This window comes from Oligoflexus sp. (genome assembly GCF_035712445.1).
GTDB lineage: Bacteria > Bdellovibrionota_B > Oligoflexia > Oligoflexales > Oligoflexaceae > Oligoflexus.
Genome location: NZ_DASTAT010000052.1, coordinates 1 through 20,367, shown reverse-complemented (window position 1 = coordinate 20,367; position 20,367 = coordinate 1). Strand labels below are relative to the sequence as shown.

The 20,367-nt window shown below is 55.5% G+C and carries 17 protein-coding genes; 10 read left to right on the top strand and 7 right to left on the bottom strand.

Annotation, left to right across the window (positions count from 1 at the left end):
* The 3 genes from VFO10_RS10285 to VFO10_RS10275 form a co-directional block, all read left to right on the top strand.
* On the top strand, nucleotides 1-395 hold a 395-nt coding region (locus VFO10_RS10285; protein WP_325139697.1), incomplete at its 5' end, for a MarC family protein.
* Between the two features lie 117 nt (nucleotides 396-512).
* On the top strand, nucleotides 513-890 hold the full coding sequence (locus tag VFO10_RS10280; protein ID WP_325139695.1) for a response regulator: 378 nt from the start codon (nucleotides 513-515) through the stop codon (nucleotides 888-890).
* Between the two features lie 24 nt (nucleotides 891-914).
* On the top strand, nucleotides 915-3,683 hold the full coding sequence (locus tag VFO10_RS10275) for a 7TM diverse intracellular signaling domain-containing protein (protein ID WP_325139693.1): 2,769 nt from the start codon (nucleotides 915-917) through the stop codon (nucleotides 3,681-3,683).
* A 90-nt stretch (nucleotides 3,684-3,773) separates the two neighbouring features.
* On the opposite strand, the gene VFO10_RS10270 is transcribed toward VFO10_RS10275, so the two are convergent.
* On the bottom strand, nucleotides 3,774-4,685 hold the full coding sequence (locus VFO10_RS10270) for a hypothetical protein (protein ID WP_325139691.1): 912 nt from the start codon (nucleotides 4,683-4,685) through the stop codon (nucleotides 3,774-3,776).
* Between the two features lie 348 nt (nucleotides 4,686-5,033).
* On the opposite strand from VFO10_RS10270, the gene VFO10_RS10265 reads away from it, so the two are divergent.
* The 3 genes from VFO10_RS10265 (at nucleotide 5,034) to VFO10_RS10255 (ending at nucleotide 8,044) form a co-directional block, all read left to right on the top strand.
* Nucleotides 5,034-5,642 carry a DUF4360 domain-containing protein gene (locus VFO10_RS10265; protein WP_325139689.1) on the top strand — a complete coding sequence of 203 codons (609 nt, stop codon included), beginning with the start codon at nucleotides 5,034-5,036 and terminating at the stop codon, nucleotides 5,640-5,642.
* A 149-nt stretch (nucleotides 5,643-5,791) separates the two neighbouring features.
* Nucleotides 5,792-6,517, top strand: coding sequence for a hypothetical protein (locus VFO10_RS10260; protein ID WP_325139687.1), 726 nt, complete (start codon nucleotides 5,792-5,794; stop codon nucleotides 6,515-6,517).
* Between the two features lie 156 nt (nucleotides 6,518-6,673).
* A complete protein-coding gene (locus VFO10_RS10255; protein WP_325139685.1) occupies nucleotides 6,674-8,044 on the top strand; it encodes a S8 family peptidase in 1,371 nt (456 codons plus the stop codon).
* A gap of 188 nt (nucleotides 8,045-8,232) precedes the next feature.
* On the opposite strand, the gene VFO10_RS10250 is transcribed toward VFO10_RS10255, so the two are convergent.
* A complete protein-coding gene (locus VFO10_RS10250) occupies nucleotides 8,233-8,970 on the bottom strand; it encodes a hypothetical protein (RefSeq protein ID WP_325139683.1) in 738 nt (245 codons plus the stop codon).
* Nucleotides 8,971-9,129: 159 nt separating this feature from the next.
* Between VFO10_RS10250 and VFO10_RS10245 the strand changes: the two genes are divergently transcribed.
* Nucleotides 9,130-10,128, top strand: a complete 999-nt coding sequence (locus tag VFO10_RS10245; RefSeq protein WP_325139682.1) for a hypothetical protein — start codon at nucleotides 9,130-9,132, stop codon at nucleotides 10,126-10,128.
* Here the strand turns inward: VFO10_RS10245 and VFO10_RS10240 are convergent, their stop codons facing one another.
* The 4 genes from VFO10_RS10240 to VFO10_RS10225 form a co-directional block, all read right to left on the bottom strand.
* The gene (locus VFO10_RS10240) at nucleotides 10,129-10,509 is read right to left on the bottom strand and encodes a hypothetical protein (protein ID WP_325139680.1); all 381 of its coding nucleotides are present in this window, start codon (nucleotides 10,507-10,509) and stop codon (nucleotides 10,129-10,131) included. It lies immediately after the preceding gene.
* Between the two features lie 185 nt (nucleotides 10,510-10,694).
* Nucleotides 10,695-12,092 (bottom strand): OmpA family protein, encoded by a 1,398-nt coding sequence (locus VFO10_RS10235; protein ID WP_325139678.1) that lies wholly within the window; start codon nucleotides 12,090-12,092, stop codon nucleotides 10,695-10,697.
* A 142-nt stretch (nucleotides 12,093-12,234) separates the two neighbouring features.
* Nucleotides 12,235-14,274, bottom strand: coding sequence for an adenylate/guanylate cyclase domain-containing protein (locus VFO10_RS10230; RefSeq protein WP_325139676.1), 2,040 nt, complete (start codon nucleotides 14,272-14,274; stop codon nucleotides 12,235-12,237).
* Entirely contained in the window at nucleotides 14,271-16,385 is a 2,115-nt protein-coding gene (locus VFO10_RS10225) for an adenylate/guanylate cyclase domain-containing protein (RefSeq protein ID WP_325139674.1), read from the bottom strand. The genes VFO10_RS10230 and VFO10_RS10225 overlap by 4 nt, the downstream gene beginning before the upstream one ends.
* A gap of 240 nt (nucleotides 16,386-16,625) precedes the next feature.
* Here VFO10_RS10225 and VFO10_RS10220 point away from each other — a divergent pair, with 240 nt between their 5' ends.
* From VFO10_RS10220 to VFO10_RS10210, 3 genes are all read left to right on the top strand, one after another.
* Nucleotides 16,626-17,237: a hypothetical protein gene (locus VFO10_RS10220; protein ID WP_325139672.1), complete on the top strand. Its 612-nt coding sequence runs from the start codon at nucleotides 16,626-16,628 to the stop codon at nucleotides 17,235-17,237.
* A gap of 106 nt (nucleotides 17,238-17,343) precedes the next feature.
* Nucleotides 17,344-18,303: a hypothetical protein gene (locus tag VFO10_RS10215; protein WP_325139670.1), complete on the top strand. Its 960-nt coding sequence runs from the start codon at nucleotides 17,344-17,346 to the stop codon at nucleotides 18,301-18,303.
* Between the two features lie 179 nt (nucleotides 18,304-18,482).
* Nucleotides 18,483-20,096 (top strand): fumarate hydratase, encoded by a 1,614-nt coding sequence (locus VFO10_RS10210; RefSeq protein WP_325139668.1) that lies wholly within the window; start codon nucleotides 18,483-18,485, stop codon nucleotides 20,094-20,096.
* A 4-nt stretch (nucleotides 20,097-20,100) separates the two neighbouring features.
* Here VFO10_RS10210 and VFO10_RS10205 read toward each other — a convergent pair.
* A partial coding sequence (locus tag VFO10_RS10205) for a hypothetical protein (protein ID WP_325139666.1) occupies nucleotides 20,101-20,367 on the bottom strand: 267 nt, incomplete at its 5' end.

Below are 20,367 nucleotides of genomic sequence, written 5' to 3'. Positions count from 1 at the left end.
GCATCCTGCTCCTTTTATTGGGCATCGCGCAATTGGAAGCCCATCGCGAACGGGTCAAAACCGAAGAGGAAAACGAATCCTATTCCCGTGATGATATTTCCATCTTCCCCCTGGCCACGCCGCTCCTGGCTGGGCCGGGCTCCATCTCGACCGTCGTCCTGCAGTCCTCGGAAGTGCATGGGCCGCTGCAAAACGCTCTTTTTTTGCTGTCCATCGCCTGCGTCTTCGTCGTGACCTATTTCCTATTGAAGAGCGCGCCGCATCTTTACCGCTTCCTCGGTAAAACCGGGATCAACCTCGTGACCCGCATCATGGGGATAATCCTGACCGCGATCGCGATTCAGTTCATCATTGATGGCTTCATGGGTGTGATGGCCCAGGTGAAAGCACTTTGATTTCAGGTTCCTCCATACATTTTTGAATACATTCCCAACTGTCATAATTGGCTCTTAGGATTTCGCTATCCACGCCGATGCTCATCCCTAAGGTATGTTCGATGGGAGAGTAGCCATATGGGTCGGATCCTGGCCGTGGATGATTCGGAAGTGATTCTGTCAGAACTGCAAACCATCCTGAAAAATGATGGGCACGAAGTTTTTGTGGCTGCGAATGGTGCCGCAGGCGTGGCCATGGCTCTTCAATCCGCGCCTCTCGATATCATCATTACCGACTTCAACATGCCGGAAATGAACGGAGTGCAGCTGACCCAGGCGATCAAAAAAGATCCGCGCTTTGCCGGGACTTCGGTCATCATGCTGACCACCGAAAATAGCACCGAGCTTCGCAAACAGGGCCAGGACGCAGGCGTCCGCGTCTGGATCGTGAAACCTGTTCACGGCGAATCGCTGTGCAAGGTGATCGGAAAGCTTTTGAAACCAAAGGCCGCGTAAGCGCATCCAGAAGGAGGTCAGTTCATGGGCATCCAAAAAATATGGCTAATGGCCGTGCTGGCCTTTGTGATGCCATCGGCCTTCGGAGCGGACGATACCGCGTGGATGGTGAACGCGGACGAGTTTCCCATCGGCCAGGGTGTGAATACGCTGGACGACCCCACCCGCGAGCTCACCTTCGAACAGGCCCGAAAGGCCCTGGAGGAAGGCAAATTCCAGCCCGAGGCCCGCAAGGTTCCCAACTATGGATTCACCGGCCATGCCTACTGGTTTCACTTTCAGGCCCGCACCGAAGGCAGGTTGGACGGTCCCTGGTATTTTGTGATGGAAAATCCCCTGGTGGATCATATTGATGTCTACTTTCAAAAAAATGGGGAATGGATCCACAAAAGCTCGGGTGATCGCCTTCTCTTCGCCGAGCGGGATCTGAAGCACCGCTATTTTCATTTCGGAGTGCCGCTCAGTGCCGAGCCGCTCGAATTCTTCGTGCGGATGCAAACCCTCGGCGCTTCGGAATTCAAGATGTCCTTTGAAACCAAGGCCGCGGTCATGCGGAAGGACCATGAGAGCCAGCTCGTCCAGGGAACATACATCGGCCTGATGCTGATCATGATTTCCTATTACCTTCTGATGGCGATCGGCGCCAAAAGCTTTGAATACTTCTGTCTGAGCTGGTACTGGTCAGCGCTTCTGACCTTCAAGCTCGTCATGAACGGTCTCGCCTTCGAATACCTTTGGCCGGAATCCATCTGGTGGGGCAACCAGGCTTCCGCCTTCACCGCGCCCTTTGTCTTCCTCGCGGCGGCTTTTGCCACCATCAAATTCCTGCCGATCAAGGATTTTCCGCGGCTTCTCAAAACTTTCTATTTTTTCATGGCCGCCCTCACAGCCTGCTGCCTTGGGTCTTTTGTCCTGCCCTATATCTATCTGAAAGCCTATATCGTCGTCGGTCTGTGCACGAGCGTCACGATCCTGGTGGGAAGCATCGTCACCCTGCGCAATGGCTATAAACCGGCTCGTTTCTTCCTGCTCTCCTGGATCTCCATGATCGTGGCGTCTGTCATCTATGGTCTGCAGAAAATCGGAATACTGCCGGTCTCGTTCATAACTGTGAACTGCATTGAAATCGGCACCGGCGTCCAGGTGCTTTTGATGGCCATCGGCGCCAGCGACAAGATCAACGAAATCAACCTGCAGATCCGCCGGGCTCAGAAAGCGGCCCTGGAAGCGCAGATTGAAGCGCGGCGTGTCACCGAGAATATGAATATGGAGCTGGAGCGTCAGGTCAAGGATCGCACGGCCGAGCTGTGGGCCCAGACCAAGGGCATGAGCGTGATGCTCGACAGCATTCATCAGGGTATCTGTACGATCGACAGCGAAGGCGGCATCCATCCGCAGTATTCCCGCTATCTGGAAGAAATCGTCGGCATGAAGAATCTGACCGGCAAATCCCTTTATGAATATCTGCTCGACCGCACCGACCTTGCCAGCGATGTGCGCGCCCAGGTGCGCACAGCCATTGGTTTTGCCTTTGGCCAGGAGACGCTGAGCTTTGAAGGCAACATGCACCTTCTGCCCCGGCAGCTGCATTATCAGCACGCCGCGACATCGAAGCATCTGGAAGTGGACTGGGCGGCGATCGAGGATCATGACGGCAATGTGCAGAAGATCCTGGCCGCGATCAGGGACGTCACCGAGATGAAAAAAGCCGAGGAAGCGGCCGCCGCCAAGCAGCACGAGCTGGAAATCATCGGCCAGATCCTGGAAATTCCCGCGAGCAAGTTCAAGCGCTTCCTGCACTCCGCCCGCAGTCTTCTGGGCCACTGCCGCGAGATCGTTCAGAACTGGCAGAAGCATTTGGAATGGCATATTCTCCTGCGCAATATCCACACCATCAAAGGCAACGCGCGCACCTATGGTTTTACCGATGTGTCCCGCATCGTGCATGATGTGGAAACGGAACTCTTCGCTTATGACGTCCGGGATTTCGATGAGGATGATGCGGTCCATCTCCTCGGTGTGCTCGAACGCATCAGCACGATCCTCAATACGTACGAGGCGGTTCATGACAAAAAGCTGAAGCGGGCCGATCAGGCCGAACTCGAATCGAGCCTCATGCGCCTGTCCCAGCTCATGGGGCCCACTCTGGAGCTCGTGTCCCACGAAAGTCGCAGCCAGCTCGCTCTGGTTCTTTCCAGTCTGGACAAATTCAATGCCAGCACATTCTGCACTCTGATCAAGCCCGTGGTTGGTTCGCTGCCGAGTCTTGCCACGCAGCTTGGGAAGAAAGCGCCGACTGTGGAGATAGATGGCCAGGATTTTTATTTGGACCAGGCGGGCCAGGATCGGATTGAAGACATCTTTGTCCACATGTTCCGCAACAGTCTGGATCATGGCTTCACCGAACAGGATCAGGGGCGGATCATGATTCATCTGAAGCATGAAAACAAGGAGACCCTCATCCATTATGAAGATACCGGCGCGGGTTTGAACCTTGCTGTTCTGCGCAAGAAAGGTGTGGAGCGAAAGCTGATCACCGCCGAAGCAAGTGATGAGACGGTGGCCAACCTCATCTTCATCTCGGGTGTCTCGAGCGCGCAGAAGATCACAGAGATTTCCGGCCGTGGCGTGGGCATGGAAGCTGTCAAGGCTTTCGTGGAGACGCTGGGCGGTCAGCTGCAGCTGGTGCTCGATGGCCCAGGCCGGACAGCCGATTACCGCCGCTTCTCGCTCGTCATCCGCCTGCCCGCGCACAGCCTCGTTCAGGTCAGGACCCAGCCCAAAGCGGCCTGAAAAAAGAGGAACCCGGCAGCGGGGCGTCGCTGCTCGGATTCCTTAAAACGGGACAAATGCTAACGAAGGCAACCTTGGTCGGGCCGCCTCTTATGGGCGATGATAGACGATCAGCGACGCAGGCGCTTTCCGCAGCGGCGCCGGTGGCAAAGGATCCAGTTTCAAAAAGAAGTCCACATCGAAGGGACCTTCATCGCTCAAAAGTGGAGCCAGCTTCGGATTTCTGAGAACCTCGGCCAAAGGCATCCACTGTTCATCCACCAACACGAAAGGCGCAACGAAGCGCACGCCCATGCTGTAGTCGGCGTAATCCCTGCGAACGGAAGGCGCGAGCTTCTGCAGGATCTGGCCATCCGTTCCCTGCCAGCCATAGATGGCCGCGCGATCGGGATGCTTCACCAGCAAGGGACTCATTACGAGGTCCTTTTTATGCCCCGCCTGTATCCAACCCGACCGCACAGCGTAACGCTGAAGTTCGGGTTCCAATCGTTCTTCATGATCAAGCCACAGTCGGATGGGATCCGCGGCTTCATTCATGTTCACAGGCACCGACGGCAGCAGCATTCCCGCCTGACGATAGATGAGATCCACCATTTTCCGGGTGGGAAGATACATGCCCCAGTCTTGGGCCAGGGCCAGGGCATCGCGACCATTGACGGGCACATGCAGATAGTTGTCATTATCACCGACGGACAGGTAATCGGGCATGACCCAAAAACTCAGCTCGTGACCTGCATGACGCGACCGCACGCGCTTGAGCTGGCGCAGAAAGCTCGGCATATATCCGGCGGCCAGGGCTTCATAGACCCATTCATGACGGGCTTGTTCAGGCACGGTCTTCAGAGTCTGGACGAACTCACTCAGATTAAAGGTCTCGTCCGAAGTCGGCAGACGCAGAACGCGTTCGGGCGTCCACTCCTCCTGACCTATACCCACCCGTGCGTGGCAGGACAGGCACAGAGCCAGGGATATCTTGAATAGCTTCTGAGTTACAGATTGCATGGTGCTCTCCCATCGGGCTCCGCCCGGACGTCGCCTGGCAGATTCCAGGCCCTGTCATCATAAAAGCAAAGAAATCGGGAGCTTTTTCCCAGCTTTCGAATTCTTACCTTGGAAACCTGGCTATCGGCAAATCCCGGACAAAGCTTTAGCAAATTCCCGATTTTTTGAAAGATTCACTTTCACATCAACACCTTACGCACACTCTTTACTGACCAGCAGTCACCGCACTGGGCAGAACCCTCTGTTCTGCGAACTTTGCTCACAGAACACTTTGTACTGTGAGCGTCTTCCGTTTCTGACTTTGCTGCGATAAAACTCATTTCAGGAACATTGCTCAGGAGATCACACATGAAATCGAAATTTTTTGCAGCTCTCGCAACCTTCACTTTCTCTTCTTTGGCTCTGGCAACCGAGGCACGTCTTAACATCGTCTCCACCAACGGCAGCGGCTGCCCGGTGCAGGAAGGCAAGACCATCCCTTATGGCTTTGATGGTCAATGGCTGACTGTGGAACTGAACCAGGCTTACCCCATCAAAGTCGTCAAGGGTACGGGCATCAGTTTGGAAGAGAGCCGCAAAAACTGTGCGATCGTCGTGGACGTCGACGCTCCCGGCTATCGCTATGCGGTGGAACGCGTGGTTTCCTGGGGCAGCTATCAGCTGGCGCCGAACGATCAGTTCGTGGCCTCCTTCGACGGGAATTTCCAGGCTGAGGCCAAAACCTTCTCGTCGGACTCCGAAGTCCTTGGTCCGGTCTGGAACCAGCAGAACTATAACTTCGACCGTACGCTCGGTGGCTCGAATCTGGTATGGAGCGATTGCAACGAAAGCCGCACCCTGACCTTGAATACCGCTGTCCGCGTCTCCCCCAAAGGAAACAGCGGCCGCTATGCAAGCCAGTCCAAGGGATCGCTGGATCGCGTCGCCTTCCGCCTGATCTATCAGAAGTGCTACTGAACGGTATCTTCTGTTCGAAAATGGGAATCCCACAGCCCATGTCATCGTCATACGGGCCAAAGGCTTAGCCTCTGGCCCGCTTCTCTGTGTTGACGAACATCATCAACCCCCTCTACCATAATCCATCAATGGATAGGAAAGGGGCTCCGATGTTTCGTGCTGTTTCCCTGGCACTCACTCTCTTTGTGCCCGGAATTCTTCATGCCTACGAAATGGAAGACGTCAAACGCATCGACTTCGAAGTCCGCGATCCAGACAATCGCGAGCTTTTTTTCGCCGGCACCGAGACCATCACCGCCGAAGGCCCTGTGACGCGGAAAGAGACCTGGTACTACGACCTGAAGAAAACCGAGGTTCAGTACGAAAATGTCGTTTACCAGAACCAGAGTCTGCGCGTCGATTCTTATCGTTTTAAAAACCCTGTCACGGGCGAGGAAACCGATCTCGTGACCCAGGGTGATACGATGAAAATAAAATATCGCCCTGATTCCACTCAGACCTACAAAGATGGAACACTCACCTGGGAGGCGAATGCTTATCACGGCAAAGTCTTCAATAACCTGATCCTGCGCAACTGGGAGTCTTTGCGTCAAGGCAAACCCCTGAAATTCGAGCTGGTTTTACCCTCCCGCTTCGAAGCTCTCGGCTTTCAGATCGTTTATAAAAACAAAAGGAAGGTCGACGGCGAGGATCGCGAAATCTTTGCCCTGCAGCCGACGAGCCTGATCATTCGAACGCTCGCGCCTCGAATGGAATTTCATTATACGAGCGGCGCAAAGCCTCGTATTCGCCAGTTTACCGGCCCCTGCACCATTCCCATTCAAGGCAAAAAAGATCGCATGGTCGACATCATCTTCAGCTATCCGCAAACCTGAGTGTTTCGTCACAGCGAATGATTTGCTTCTTCAAGGTGAAGAACTGAATCACGCACCATGAAAAATACTGAAGGTTGGCCACTTGACCAAGACCCCTCCCTTGCAACTATGATGGGAGGAGTTTGCACTATTCAAAATAAAGTTGGAGGCACACGCATGAAGATGCGCTTGATCGGGAGCATTTTGCTCATCGCCGGAGCTGGGTCGGGGCAGGCCGCGGAATTCATACCGTCCAAGAACGGCAAGGTCGTACCGAACCAATACATCGTGCATTTCAAAGGCGAGGATGACAGCTTTTCGGCTCGTTCGATCAACCCGCGCCTGATCCTGCAAAAATCCCAGCGCATCCAACAGAACTATGGTGTGAAAGTTTTGCAAAGATTCGGCAGCCTGATTCACGCGGCGCATGTGAAAGCGGATTCCCGGCAGCTGCAGGACATCCTCAATGATCCTGATGTCGACTGGGTCGAGCCCAACCAGTATGTTCATGCGAGCGCTTCGCAGGCCAACGCTACCTGGGGTCTTGATCGCATTGATGCGCGCAGTGGGCGGGACAGCGTTTATGAGTATGGAACGACCGGCACCGGCGTTCATGCCTATATTATCGACACCGGCATTCGCAGCACGCACAAGGAATTTTCCGGGCGCATGGGCAACGGCTTCGGCGCGCCTCAGGACGGTCGCGGTACTGAAGACTGCAATGGACATGGAACGCACGTCGCCGGAACTGTCGGCGGCACGACCTATGGCGTGGCGAAGAATGTTACGCTGCATCCTGTCCGTGTTCTTGGCTGTGATGGCAGCGGAACCAACGCGGATGTGATTGCCGGTATTGAATGGGTGGCGAAAAATGCCAAATTCCCCGCTGTTGCCAACATGTCTTTGGGCGGCGGCGTGTCCACGTCGCTCGACCAGGCGGTAAGAAAAGCCATTGACGCGGGTGTTGTCTTCGTTGTCGCCGCGGGCAATGAAAATGCCGACGCCTGCCGTTCTTCGCCGGCCGGTGTGAAAGAGGCTATCACGGTCGGAGCCACGACCAAGACGGATGCCCGCGCTTCGTTCTCGAACTTTGGAACCTGCGTGGACATTTTTGCGCCGGGTGATGGCATCACGAGTTCCTGGTCGACCGGGGATGCGGCTACGAATACCATCAGCGGGACTTCGATGGCCAGTCCTCATGTGGCGGGTGCTGTGGCTCTTTATCTGGAAACAAACCCCGACGCCACGCCTGCAGAGATGACGAATGAGATTCTGGAGAATGCGACGACGAACGTGGTGACCAACCCTGGCCGTAATTCGCCGAATGTTTTCCTGTTCACAGATCCGGATGGAAATACGCCGAATCCTAACCCCACACCAACACCAACACCGACACCGACACCGACACCGACACCGACACCGACGCCGACACCGACACCGACACCGACACCGACACCGACGCCGACGCCGACGCCAACGCCGACGCCAACTCCTGTACCCGAACCATGTCCCTATCCATGGCCATGGAGTATTATTTTCTGCCGTTGAATGAAAGCATCTCACGAGGGCCATCCGCTTGCGGGTGGCCCTATTTTTTTGTGAGCTGAGAGGACAAGCGAAATCGTGAGTTCTGTTCTATCAGCCAGCGATGGCCGCGTGGATGCGGCATCAACCGGCGACCAGCCGCATGGGTCGCGGCGCAGACTGCGTGAGGTGCGGCCTCAGGCTTTTTCGCGTCAGCCGGCAACCGGCTGCTGTTTCCAATTATCCGGCGCCCGACGGACATGACCGTCGAATAAAAACCCACCATGCGGTTCAAGCACTTCATCCACAAGGCTCATGAGCCCGCTGCGGTCGCCCATGAATGCCGTGGTGAAGACCCTCTGCCAGCGTTTGGAAAACTCCGCGTCCGCCGCCTGCAGGGCCCTGGGAATATCCGCGCCGCTGGCCGACCAGGCGCCGCGGCCGCGCAGATAAAAATCTGCGAGCGTTTCATGCATCACGCTCAGACTCCCCATCGCCTCCCCGTGGCTGCGAGGCGCACGCAGCTCATTCATCAAAACCGAAATCTGATAGCGCTTTTCCTGAATCTGCTCATCCGTCATAGGCTCAGGTCCAGCAGCCAGAACAGCTTTGGCCCTTTCTTGCATTTCGCTGGCCATTGCACTGCCTGGCAAAAGGGCTTCACCCTGAGCCACGATTTGCGCGACGGAGGGATCTCCCTTCGCGCGATCCTTCTTCAAACAAAGGTAATCCCAGCTTTCTGGATCGTGCACGAATACCTCCATAGGAATTTGATCAATACGCAGACTCTCACGATAGGCAGTCTGCACGCGGGTCATGATCACAACAATGGACACAAGGGAATAAGGAGTTTCTTCGCGTCTCTGCCAGTCGCCACTGGCAAAAGCGCAGACGGCTCCCGGAAAACGCTCTTTGACAATGTTACGAGCCGCGGCAACTGGATCTCGCATCAGCAGCATCCTTGTCTGGGTGTTCGTTGTTCCTGATCCATTATAAGGAGAAAGGGGTACTGATTGGCTAGTGCGAAGTTATACCTGGGGTTAACACCCGATCGACAGGCTGGAGCATGGGAGAGTATTCTCGCCTGGGATTAACCCGGGGGATATCTCATGAAACATGTGTTTTCTCAGACTTTCATCGCCTTGCGTCTCGGCCTCCTGCTGCCTCTGGGCGCCGTGTTCAGCTGTTCGGCCGAACCACCATCGCGCACCCAGGAACTGATCGACGAAGACAATGATGTCAGCAAGCTCGGTGTGCCTTTGAATTTTACTACATTGACCAAGGATCTGCCGACCCAGGGCGACAGTCTCAAATTCGTCTGGAACGGCGACTGGTACCCGCTCAGCAAAGGCGGAACGGTCGAGGCCACACGCAAATATAACCTCGCCACCGGGGGTGACGGTACAGCTGTCAGCTGGGAAGAGGCCACAGCTGCCAAACAGGGCCATGTGGAGTGGGCCGGGCATTGCAATGGGCTCGCTGCCGCCGGCATCAATGAAGAGGAACCCAAACGCGCTGTGACCTACCAAGGCCAGGTTTTCACCGTGGAGGATATCAAAGCGCTCCTCATTGAAAAATGGCAGGGAACGCAGCATGTGACTCTGGTCGGACGGCGCTGCTTCTCACGGCCTATTGTGGATGATGCAGGCCGCATTACAACCCCGGGATGCCGTGATATGAATGCCGGCGCGCTTCACGTTCTGCTCGGCAACTTGCTGGGCAAGAATAAGAAGCCTTTCATCATTGATGATACCGCTGGAGACGAGGTTTGGAACTTTGCGGTCGAGGGCTACCGCAGCACGGTTGAAGTTATTGATCCCGTGAAGGCCCGTGAACTGACCAACATCAGCAGAGCCACGAGTTATCTTTGGAACCCCGATGCCACCGAGTTCATGAAAGTCAGAACCGTCATCCGCTTTGCCACCGGCCATAATCAAAAGCTGGATTACGTTCTGGAACTCAGGCACGGCAGCATCATCGGTGGCGAATGGATAGGCAACTCGCGCCAGAATCATCCCGACTTCGCCTGGACTTCGACGATCCCGGACCCGGCCAACCCGCATCTGGATGTTGCGGTGATCGATGCCATCGCGCGGCTCTCGCGTTGATCAGCGCCGCATAGGCACGACAGTCCCACCGGGGGCGAAAAAATTCTGGGTCAATTCCTCATAACGGCTCTGAAGTTGATGCGTGAGGCTCCCCGCCTCCGCATCCTCGAAGACCTTGACGCAGACATCCACAGCTTCCAGCAGAAGATCGAGCGCGGCATGGAACGGCAGCTCAATTAGAATCTTTTGCATGAAATGGATGATGTCGGCCAAGGACAGTTTTCGAGCTAAAAAAGCCCTGGTTTTCAGGGAATAAAGCAGACTCATGACGTTATTGATCATCCACTCAGACGGCTCGCGCCCCTTCATCAGACGCAAAAGAGCCTCAAGGCTCAGGAGTTCTTCCATTAATTGCTGACGGGACATTTCCATCTGGCTCATCGCATCAAACCTCCGTGGATAACTCCTTATCGACGGCTCCGCGAAGCCAGGGGTTGATCAGGTTTCCGCTTGTCCATCTTATGAATGTCCTTGGGGAATGCCAGACTCGGAAAGAATTCGGTAAGAAAGAAATGCCCTGACACCATCAAATGGAGCAGGGCATTGGGATTAGGCTTTTTGGATGATTAACGGGCGTTGGCCTGGTAGATTCTTTCGCCCGTCTGGTCCTTTTGAAAGTATATCTTGAAGCTGACCCGACGGTTCACCTTGCGATTCGCGGCGTTGGAATTGGCGACCTTGGGCTGCCATTCGCCCCAGCCGATGGAATGCAGCTTCCTCTTGTCGATGCCGTAGCGATTGGTCAACCACTTTTCCACAGCCAATGCCCGACGATCACTCAGCTTCATGTTGTACTGATCACTGCCGATGTCACAGGTATGGCCTTCAATCACAACGCGTTCGATATCGGGATGAAGGCGCATGATTTCCGACAGGCGCTTCATGATTTCATCAGCCTTGGGATCGCGAACCTCGAACGAATCAAAGCCAAAGTGCACATCATTCAGGTCGATCACCGCATCCGCCCGTGGCGCTTCTTCGTAAACGACCTTCTGCGGCGCAGGGGCTACAGCCACGGCCATCGGGGCCACGGCCTCGCTTTTCGTGCCTCCGATCGTCCAACGGATACCTGTATAAGCCCGGAGATCCGCACTGCTGATTGAGTGCTGCAGCTCAGCGCCAGCGCCGGCATGCAGCTGAATCTCGGGGGTCACGTCGTAGCGAAGACCGAGGACCGATTCATTGATGGAGGTCGAGCGCGGCGATTCCTCGGAGAATTCATCCCAATTTCTCGCTCCGTAAACTTCCGCCATCACAGCCCATTCCGAACCCAAAGGCAGCACAGCACCCGCGCTATAGATAGCCTGATCACCGAAACGTTCCACGGGCAGCGTATCCCGAATCGTGTCGCCGGGCTCACCCTGACGCCAGCGATAGCCAGCATTGGCGGTCAGCAGCCAGCGACCCATATTCAAAGAGGTGGCCAGCTCCACGCTGGTCGATGGCCAGCGGTTTTCGGAATAAGGATTGTCCTGAACCCGGTTATAAACGGCGTTGCCCACCACACCCAAAGCGAAGGGGCCGAGTTCCAGCACGCGCAATTTCGTGCCAACGCGATAGCCGACCAGACCTTTGCGGCCGTAATAACCATGAGGCTCACCGTCCACGCCCTGCTCCTGCGCGATGATGAAGGGCGCGGCGACACTGATATCCCACCAGTTGGTGAGACCATAGACGGCCTGCAGATCGAGTGTGGTGACAGAGTCGTTGAATTCTTTCTCACGGTCGCGGGTCGAACCGTCATCTTCTTTGAAATAAGGCAGAGTGTTGGTCGCATAATCAATAAAGAGACCAAGCCCAAGGCGTCCCTGACCCAAGGTCAGCGCATTGTTCACGGTCACACCATCCATGCTGCTGGGGGCAGGCACGAAATTCTGCAGGTCAGAACCTACGATGTTGGCAAGGGCAGCGCTTGAGAGAAAACTGCTGCAAAGAGCTGCCTTTGTGAAAATACGGAACGTCACGATTGACTCCTCCATCCGGGATCTCAAATGAACTCATGTTGCTGGAAAACCATGCGGGACCAGGATTAGGAGACGGCAGCAGGCAGATGGCCCACTGATAGTACGCTGTGTCAGTAAAGACAAGTCTAAAGTTTGGATACGATCAGGCGGATTTTAATTCTGCAGTCAAAGATAGGCTATGCATGGCGATCGCCTGGCTTTGCTGGCGAATTTTAAGGTCGCCGCGGCGAAAGCAGAGGCTCGTGTCCAGGTGCTGTTTCACACTTGTGGTCAAGAGGACTTCATTGGGTCCGGCCACCGTCTGAATGCGCGAAGCGATATGCACGGCATCGCCTATCGCTCCATAATCACTTCGTTGTCGCGTTCCAAAGGATCCCACCAGCGCCACGCCCTGATGCATGCCGATGCGCAATCGCAGTTTCCATCCGAGGCCCGGTAAAAGCTCCTGATTCAACCCATCCAAAGCCTTGATCATGGCCTGGGCGCAGCGGCTGGCCTGCAGGGCCTGGGTTTCCGCATCCATATCCAAGGGCGCTCCGAAAATCGCCAGGACGCCATCGCCGATGAACTTATCAATGGTGCCCTGATGCTCGAAGATCACATTCCCCATGGTCACCATGAATTGATTCAGGATCTTCGCAATGCGTTCGGATCCAAGGGATTCGGTGCCTTGCGTAAAGCCGACGATATCCGCGGCGAGGATCGTGACCAGCCGCGTATTCGGACGCTCATCGAGCTGCAGACGACCGGCCGCCACTTCATGGACCATGGCTGGCGGCAGGAATCGTTCCAGGGCATGGTTTTCGATATGCGCGTTCAAACTATGAATGGCCTTGCCGAGGATAAGTCCGCGGCGAATGATCCAGACCAGCCAGACCGCGCCCAACATGAAGATAGTGGATGCAAAGAGCCGGACCTGAAGACTCCGCTCGCGGGCCTTGCGATTCGCGGTATCCATGAGGGCTTGTTTTTGGGCGGTTTCCTGATTGAGGGCGCGGATCTTGTTGCGTTCCTCTTCCAGAGTCAACCCATAGCGGGCACCCTGTTCTTTCGCATACTGCTGCCGCTGCTCTTCTTCCAGCCGTGAAAAATTCTTCGTGAATGATTCGAGGAGCAGGACGGCCTCTTCATACTCACCCATTCCAAAGCGAATCCGCGCTTCGATTTCTTCCAGCTGATTCCGATCGCTCTCGCTGCTGGTCGAAAAAAGAGCCTCGGCCTTTTGCACAGCTGCCAGCGCTTCCCCGTAACGCCGATCATCGACGTAAAAGGTGGCCAGGCGTTTCCAAACCTCGCCCTGCCAGATGCGATTCCGGGATTGAATGAAATAGGGCTCAGCTTCCCGGGCAAGGCGAATGGCTTCAGCTTTTCTTCCCTGTCCATGGGCGATCCCGGCCTGGCCCAGAAGGATGCTGGCATAAAGAGCATCCTTCGTCAGGGAACGGAAACGCGAGGCGGCGTCCGCGTAATAGCGAGCTGCACTGCTGTTCCCATCGAGCGTGCCTAGACGCTGGAAAGTTCGCGCATGATTGTAAAGAATGAAGGCTTCCCAATAATCAAGCTTGAGACTGCGCAGCGCCGCAAGGAAGCTGTCGCGCAGGGCGAGCTTTTTCTGCGGATTCCGATTGCGCTCCATGTGATAGGCCTGGTATTCGAGCAGAAGAACGCGATCAAAAGCCGAAAGAGCGGGATCCGATGCCAGCTTTTCTTCCATTTCCCCTTCCAGGCTCGCCTTCAAAAGGGGATCGTGCACAGCGGCCGTGATAAGGTAAAGGAACAGCACACGGACGGCAGGGGGCGCCTCGCGGGAATCCTCTTCCAGGCTGCGGATGCGCTCCTGCAGATCGGGAAGGCTTGCGCCGGCTGCTTCCAGATGCAGCGTTTCCAAAAGCAAAATTTCGGATGCATAAGGGCCTTTTCGATCAGCATGCTCGACGGCCTTCATCCACGGTGCATCCGGGGGCGCCTCGCTTTCGGTCAGATAAAGGCCAAGCGCCCACTGAAGTCCACAGCGCACCTTCTGAAATGGAAAGAAGGCGCGCGCTTCTTTCATGGCTTTGGCAGGATCCTGGAAAACCTGGGTCTGGATGCTTTCAAGATGGGCCCGGGGATCATGACAAGGCACGGCCTTCGCGTGCGTATGGAAAAGAAGCCCCAGCAGAAGGAAGAGTCCTGTTTTCATGAGGCGTTCCTCGCACGGAGCGGCAGGTCCACACGAAAAATAGTCTGCAGCTGCGTGATCCCCTTCAGCCGGATCTCGCCCAGGGAATGGCAGCGATCGGACGTCAAAAATTGAGCGACGGTTTCGCTCACCAGGATCTGATTCGACTGCGCCTCACCTTCGATCCGCGCGGCGAGGTTCACAGTCTGGCCAATCGCTGTATAGTCCGCCCGCCTTTTGCCACCAAAGATACCGACCAGGGCCGCCCCTTGATGAATGCCAATGGCAAGGCCTGGCTGCCATCCTGCGACCTGCGGCCAGTCTTCGCGAATCTGAGCAAAGCGTTCCAGGATCGCTTCGGCAAAGGCCATGGCATTGGCCACCTGCTCATCCGCCGACGAGGGCAAGGGCGCTCCGAAAAGGATGAGAAAGCTGCCGCGATGCAGCTTATCCAGGCAGCCCTTATGAATAAGGCTGACATCGGTCACAGCCTGCATCAGGCTTTCCAAAAGCCGCGCCGTCACCCGTGGTCCCAGCTCTTCAATCGCATGTTCAAGCCCGACCAGACGCCCAAAGAGAACGGTCACGTTCTGCTCATGCGGTATTTCATCAAGCACGGCCTGGCCGCTCGCCACTTTTTCCGCCACCAGCGGCGGCAGAAAGCGCTGCAGGATATTTTCCCTGAGATGGCGATTCAAGCGCAGGATGCGACGGTTCTGCTGGTGAATCCAAAGAAGGCCCAGAATACCGCTCAGAACGAGACCCCCGCTCACGAACCAGATGATGTTGATCAGAAGGAGCGTCTCCTCCTGATTGCGTTGATTGGCTCGCTCCAATTGGGTTTGTATCTCTTGCTGACGTTCAGCCTCAGTCAGGGAGCGGCTGTATTCCTCTTCCAGCTCAAGATTAATCTGCGTCAGGTTCTGGGCGATGTCCGCGCTTTGACTCTGCTGGGCATTCTGCTTCAGGAATGCGGCGTAGGCCGTCAGCGCCTCATAGGCCTTCTTATGCTGGCGCAAAGCTTGAAAGGCCTGAGCCTTTTGATAGGAAATTTCAGCAAGGTCCATGGCGAAATCCGCTGGAAAACTTTCGCGAGCCTCGTTCAGAATATCCAAGGCCTTGTCCGGCTGTTTCATGTTGAGATAGACAAAACTCAGCTTCCGCTGGGTATCACCGAGCCAGACTCTGCTTTTGGCCCTGCGGAACATTTCAATGGCTTTTTTTCCATAGGCTTCGGCATCCTCATAGCGCCCCATGGCATCACAGACGCGAATGAGATAATTATGAATGGAGGCGATGCTGTGCTCATCCTGCAGCTCTTCAGCAATGGCCAAAGATCTTTGCAAGATCGCGAAAGCCTTTTCATGAGCCTCGGGCGTGCGTTCCTGCATCCAAAGGTAAGCCTGGGCATGATGAACAGCGAGGCAGAACATGCGGAGATTTTTTCGCTGGCAGAACTGCTCCAGCTCGCGATAGATCGTGCGGGATTTTTCACGGGACTGAAGGTTGACCAGAGCATCCGCATAGAGGCCTTTGGCCTTGATGATCTCCAGATCCTGGACACCGTGGGCTTTGTTCAATTCCCGCAGGGCTTCATGGATTTTTTTCACCGCCTCGCTTTCGCGTCCTGAATCCAGCAGCGCATAGCCCCATTCCAGGCTGGCCTGCGCCTTGCGTCCCGGCAGTTTTAAGCTGTCGGCAAGCTCGGCCTGATGCCGAAGACGTTCAAGGTCTTGATCGGGCGGAAGAATCCCGTCCTGGCCATGAGCATCGACCAGCTTGAAATAATAAGCGGCGTCTTTCAGATCAAATAACGCCCAGGGCGGAAGCGTATGCTCCGCGGCGATGTCCAAGGCTTTCTCCAGATTTTCGCGCTGTAAAGAGCTGTAGTCCTCGGGCCGGGCTTTTCGAAAAAAAGCGGCCACGGCCAGACTCCAAAGACGCCCGTCGGATTCCGGCTTCAAGGATTCCATCCGCTCCTGGGCCCAGCTTCTCAGGGTCACAGGATTATCCATGGCTGCCCAGGTCCAGGTATAAGGATCCTCAAGCGCAAGAGCGGGAGCTTTCTCCTCGTCTGCGACAGCCACCTCGCCTGTCACGGCGCAGACGAGCATAAGGATCCATTTCAACATCTTCACATTTCCCCAATCGAAAACTCCTCTTAGGTCTTCGGTGTTCAAAGGGTTTGGGTTAAATCACCTAAGGCTCGCGTCCCTAAAAAGTAAGAACCTGGTCATTCTTACCGAAGGAAATAGTGGCTTCGAAGGCTTATAAAAGCCTGCGATTGCATGGAGTAAGACCGATGCATTCGTCTTTCTCAAGGGGCCGGCGATATCATCCGATCGGAGTAGAAAGCCACGGGAGTGCGATCCATGAATAAGTTGCTGGTCATCACCGGTTTACTCAGCTTATTAGTGACGGCCTCCTGTCAGGACACAAAACTGCAAACATCGACGCCATCCAGCGAGGATATGGACCGCAAGGAGGAGCCCAGGAAAACGGCCGACGATAAAGTGGATCCGCCTGTCCCGGTGAATGGTGTTTGGCTCCATGCGCAGGTTCTTGAGGAAAGCAATGTAAACGGCAGGTTCACGGCCACGCTAGGTATTGCGAGCTACAATAAAGGAGTCAGGATCAGCGATCATCGCGATCGCTTCATGGTGACCCTGAGCGCATCGCAAAATGCGAACACGGGAACCAATATCACCCAGGAAGAGGTTCTGACCGGCGATTATGATCATAGGGTAAAAGTTGAAGGCACCAGTCCTGCTCAGGTGCGCAGCGCCTATCCCTCCATCATGCTTTACGTGACGATTTTTGACCGAAGCGACAACACCACAGATACCTGGAGCAGCCCGCTCGAAGCGGTGCTGGTCAAAAGCAACGTGAAACAGTCGGTCAGCAGCCAATCGACCAGCAGCACGAGCACCGCTGGGCAGACCGGAACGGCTGGATCACCCTCAACCCTGGTTCCAGCCAACTGAATTCACTCCTTTTTCAAGAAAATTCCAAACCGCCCTCACATCGGCCGGACTCCTGCCGATAGCATAGCCGTTCGCCTCGTGCTTTTGAGTTAAAAGGAGTCTTTTCATGTTTTTTGCTTCCTGGAAACGTCCAATCTGGACGGCCTGCCTTCTCGCTGCGACCCTGGGTTGGAGCCATGTGCTGGTGGCAGCGGATTACGAGAACTATCCCGTTGATCTGAAACCTATGGAAAAATATCCCGAGCTTCACCAGGAATGGACGGCCAACAAAGCGAAGTATGCCGATGACGTGATGCCGGAACCCATCCTGAAGCGTCAGCTCGAAATCATCGAATCCATTTCGGCCAAGGAACCCGCATGGGTGGATGGTCTTTGGATGGTCGCTGACTCCGCCTTCCAACTCGGCGCGTCTTATACCGATGAAAAGGATCTGCCCTTCGCCCGCAGCGTTTTCGTGCGGGGACAGAAGTCAGCGGAACGCTGCATCGAGAAGAAAACGGATCATCCCATCTGCGCACTTTTCCTGGGCGCGATGATCGGCAAGATCGCGTCGATCGACGGGATCTTCTCGTCCTTGAAAAAAGCCAAGCAGGTGGAAAAACTCTGGCTGAGCGTCGTGAATTCCAAATACAATTATCGCTTCGCGGAAGCCTCTTCGCTTCAGGGCAGCGCCCGTTATGCGCTCGGCATGTTCTATCGCCTCGTGCCTGACTTCTTTCTGATGAAATGGCTCTTCGATGTGAAGGGCGATATCAATAAGTCGGTCAAATACCACAGGGATGCGATCGCCGTCGATCCTGCGAACGCCTGCAGCAAGATCATGCTGGCTGCCTCCCTGCTCTGCTCCGTCAAAGGCGACACGAAAGACCCCAACGGCCAGGAAGGTTTGAAGCACCTGCGTGATGCCCGTCAGATGACAGCCAAGTCCATGGTGGCCAAGGCTTGCCAGAATGATACCGCACGTCTGGAGAGGGAACCCGGCAAAGCCTGTGGTTATGAAACAGCGCGGCAGCAGGAAACCAGTGAAGACGAATTCAAAAAGCAGCAGCAGGCCAACGCTCACTAAGATCCGGCTCGGCTGACTGCGGACGCGACGCCAAAAGGCACAAGACACAAGCGAACAGCTCCCAAGGACCCGGCTTCGGGTCCTTTTTTTATCCTCCCGTTGACCCGGCCCTTCCTGGTTTTTATACTCGCCTCTTCGGTCTGCCTAAGCATAAAGCCCCCCAATCGTGAGGACCTGCCATGGAATTCGCTTACCAAAAGCCGCTGGTTTTAGGACAAGACAAGACACCCTATCGACTTCTGACCAAGGACTATGTCAGCACCACAAGTTTTCAAGGCAAAACCATCCTGCAGGTGGCACCCGAAGGCCTTGAGCTCCTGGCGCGGGAAGCCCTGCGGGAAGTCTCTTTTTATCTGCGTCCGACTCATCTGCAGAGTCTGAATCGCATCCTCGACGATCCTGAGGCGTCCGATAACGATCGCTTCGTGGCCCACGCCCTTCTGCAAAATGCGGTGATCGCAGCGGAGGGCAAACTGCCGAGCTGCCAGGATACCGGGACCGCGATCGTCATCGGGAAAAAAGGTCAGCAGGTCTTCACGGGCGTGGATGACGCCGAATGGCTGTCGAAGGGTATTTTCAAAACCTATCAGACAGAAAATCTGCGCTATTCGCAGCTGGCTCCCCTGAGCATGTTCGAAGAAAAAAATACCGGCAGCAATCTGCCCGCGCAGATCGATCTCTATGCGACGCCGGGTGACAGCTATGAGTTCCTCTTCCTGGCCAAAGGCGGTGGTTCGGCCAACAAGAGTTTTCTTTTCCAGCAGACCAAATCGCTCTTGAACGAAGAGAGCCTCATCAAATTCATCGAAGACAAGGTGAAATACCTCGGCACCAGCGCCTGCCCTCCGTATCACCTCGCCCTTGTGATCGGCGGGACGTCCGCCGAGAGCTGCCTGAAAATCGTGAAGGAAGCTTCGGCGGGTTACCTTGATTATCTGCCGACCAGCGGCAACATGCATGGCCAGGCCTTCCGCGATGTGGAGTGGGAGGCCCGCGTTCAAAAAATCTGTCAGGAGACGGGCATCGGCGCTCAATTCGGCGGCAAATACTTCGTGCATGATGTGCGCGTGATTCGCCTTCCCCGGCATGCTGCGTCCTGTCCTGTGGGCCTTGGCGTCAGCTGCAGTGCGGACCGTAATATCAAGGCGCGCATCACCAAAGACGGCATCTTCATCGAAGATCTTGAGCATAATCCGGCGCGCTTCCTGCCTGAAAAAGATCCGTCCCTTGCGCCACCCGTGGAAATAGATCTCGATCGTCCCATGGCGGAGATTCGCCGTGAATTGAGCCGTCATCCGATCAAGACCCGCCTGAAACTAAGCGGCACTTTGATTGTGGCCCGCGACGTGGCTCATGCCCGCATTCAGCAGATGCTGAATGAAGGCAAGCCGATGCCGGACTATTTCAAGAATCACCCGATCTATTACGCGGGACCTGCGAAGACTCCGGAAGGCATGCCCTCCGGCAGTTTCGGCCCGACCACGGCCGGTCGCATGGATCCTTATGTGACGCCGTTCATGGCGCAAGGCGGATCGCTGGTGATGCTGGCGAAAGGCAACCGCTCGCCTGAAGTGGCCGCGGCGTGCAAACAGTATGGAGGATTCTATCTGGGTTCGATCGGTGGACCGGCCGCCATCCTCGCCAAGCAGAACATCCTAAGCGTGGAAGTCGTCGACTTCGCCGACCTCGGTATGGAAGCCGTGCGGAAGATTCGCATCAAGGATTTCCCGGCCTTCATCGTATGCGATGACAAGGGCAATGACTTCTATAGCAATATTCAAGGCAACGAGTAACGAATCAGGGGGCTCCGGCCCCCTTATCCACCATCCGCACGAGATCCCGTCCGATCAGAAAAATTCCAAAAGACAAAAGCAGCAGGACCAGATACTGCCAGATGCTTTGAGCCTCGATTTGGGCAAAAAGGTTGAAGGAAAAAACCTGGCTGCTGAAGGCGAGTATATTGTTCAGGAGATGAACACCGATCGCCGCGCCCAGTCCATGAAACGACCGCACATAGCTGAGGCTCAGGCCAAAGAGGAGATAAGCAAACAGCGCCTGGGCATT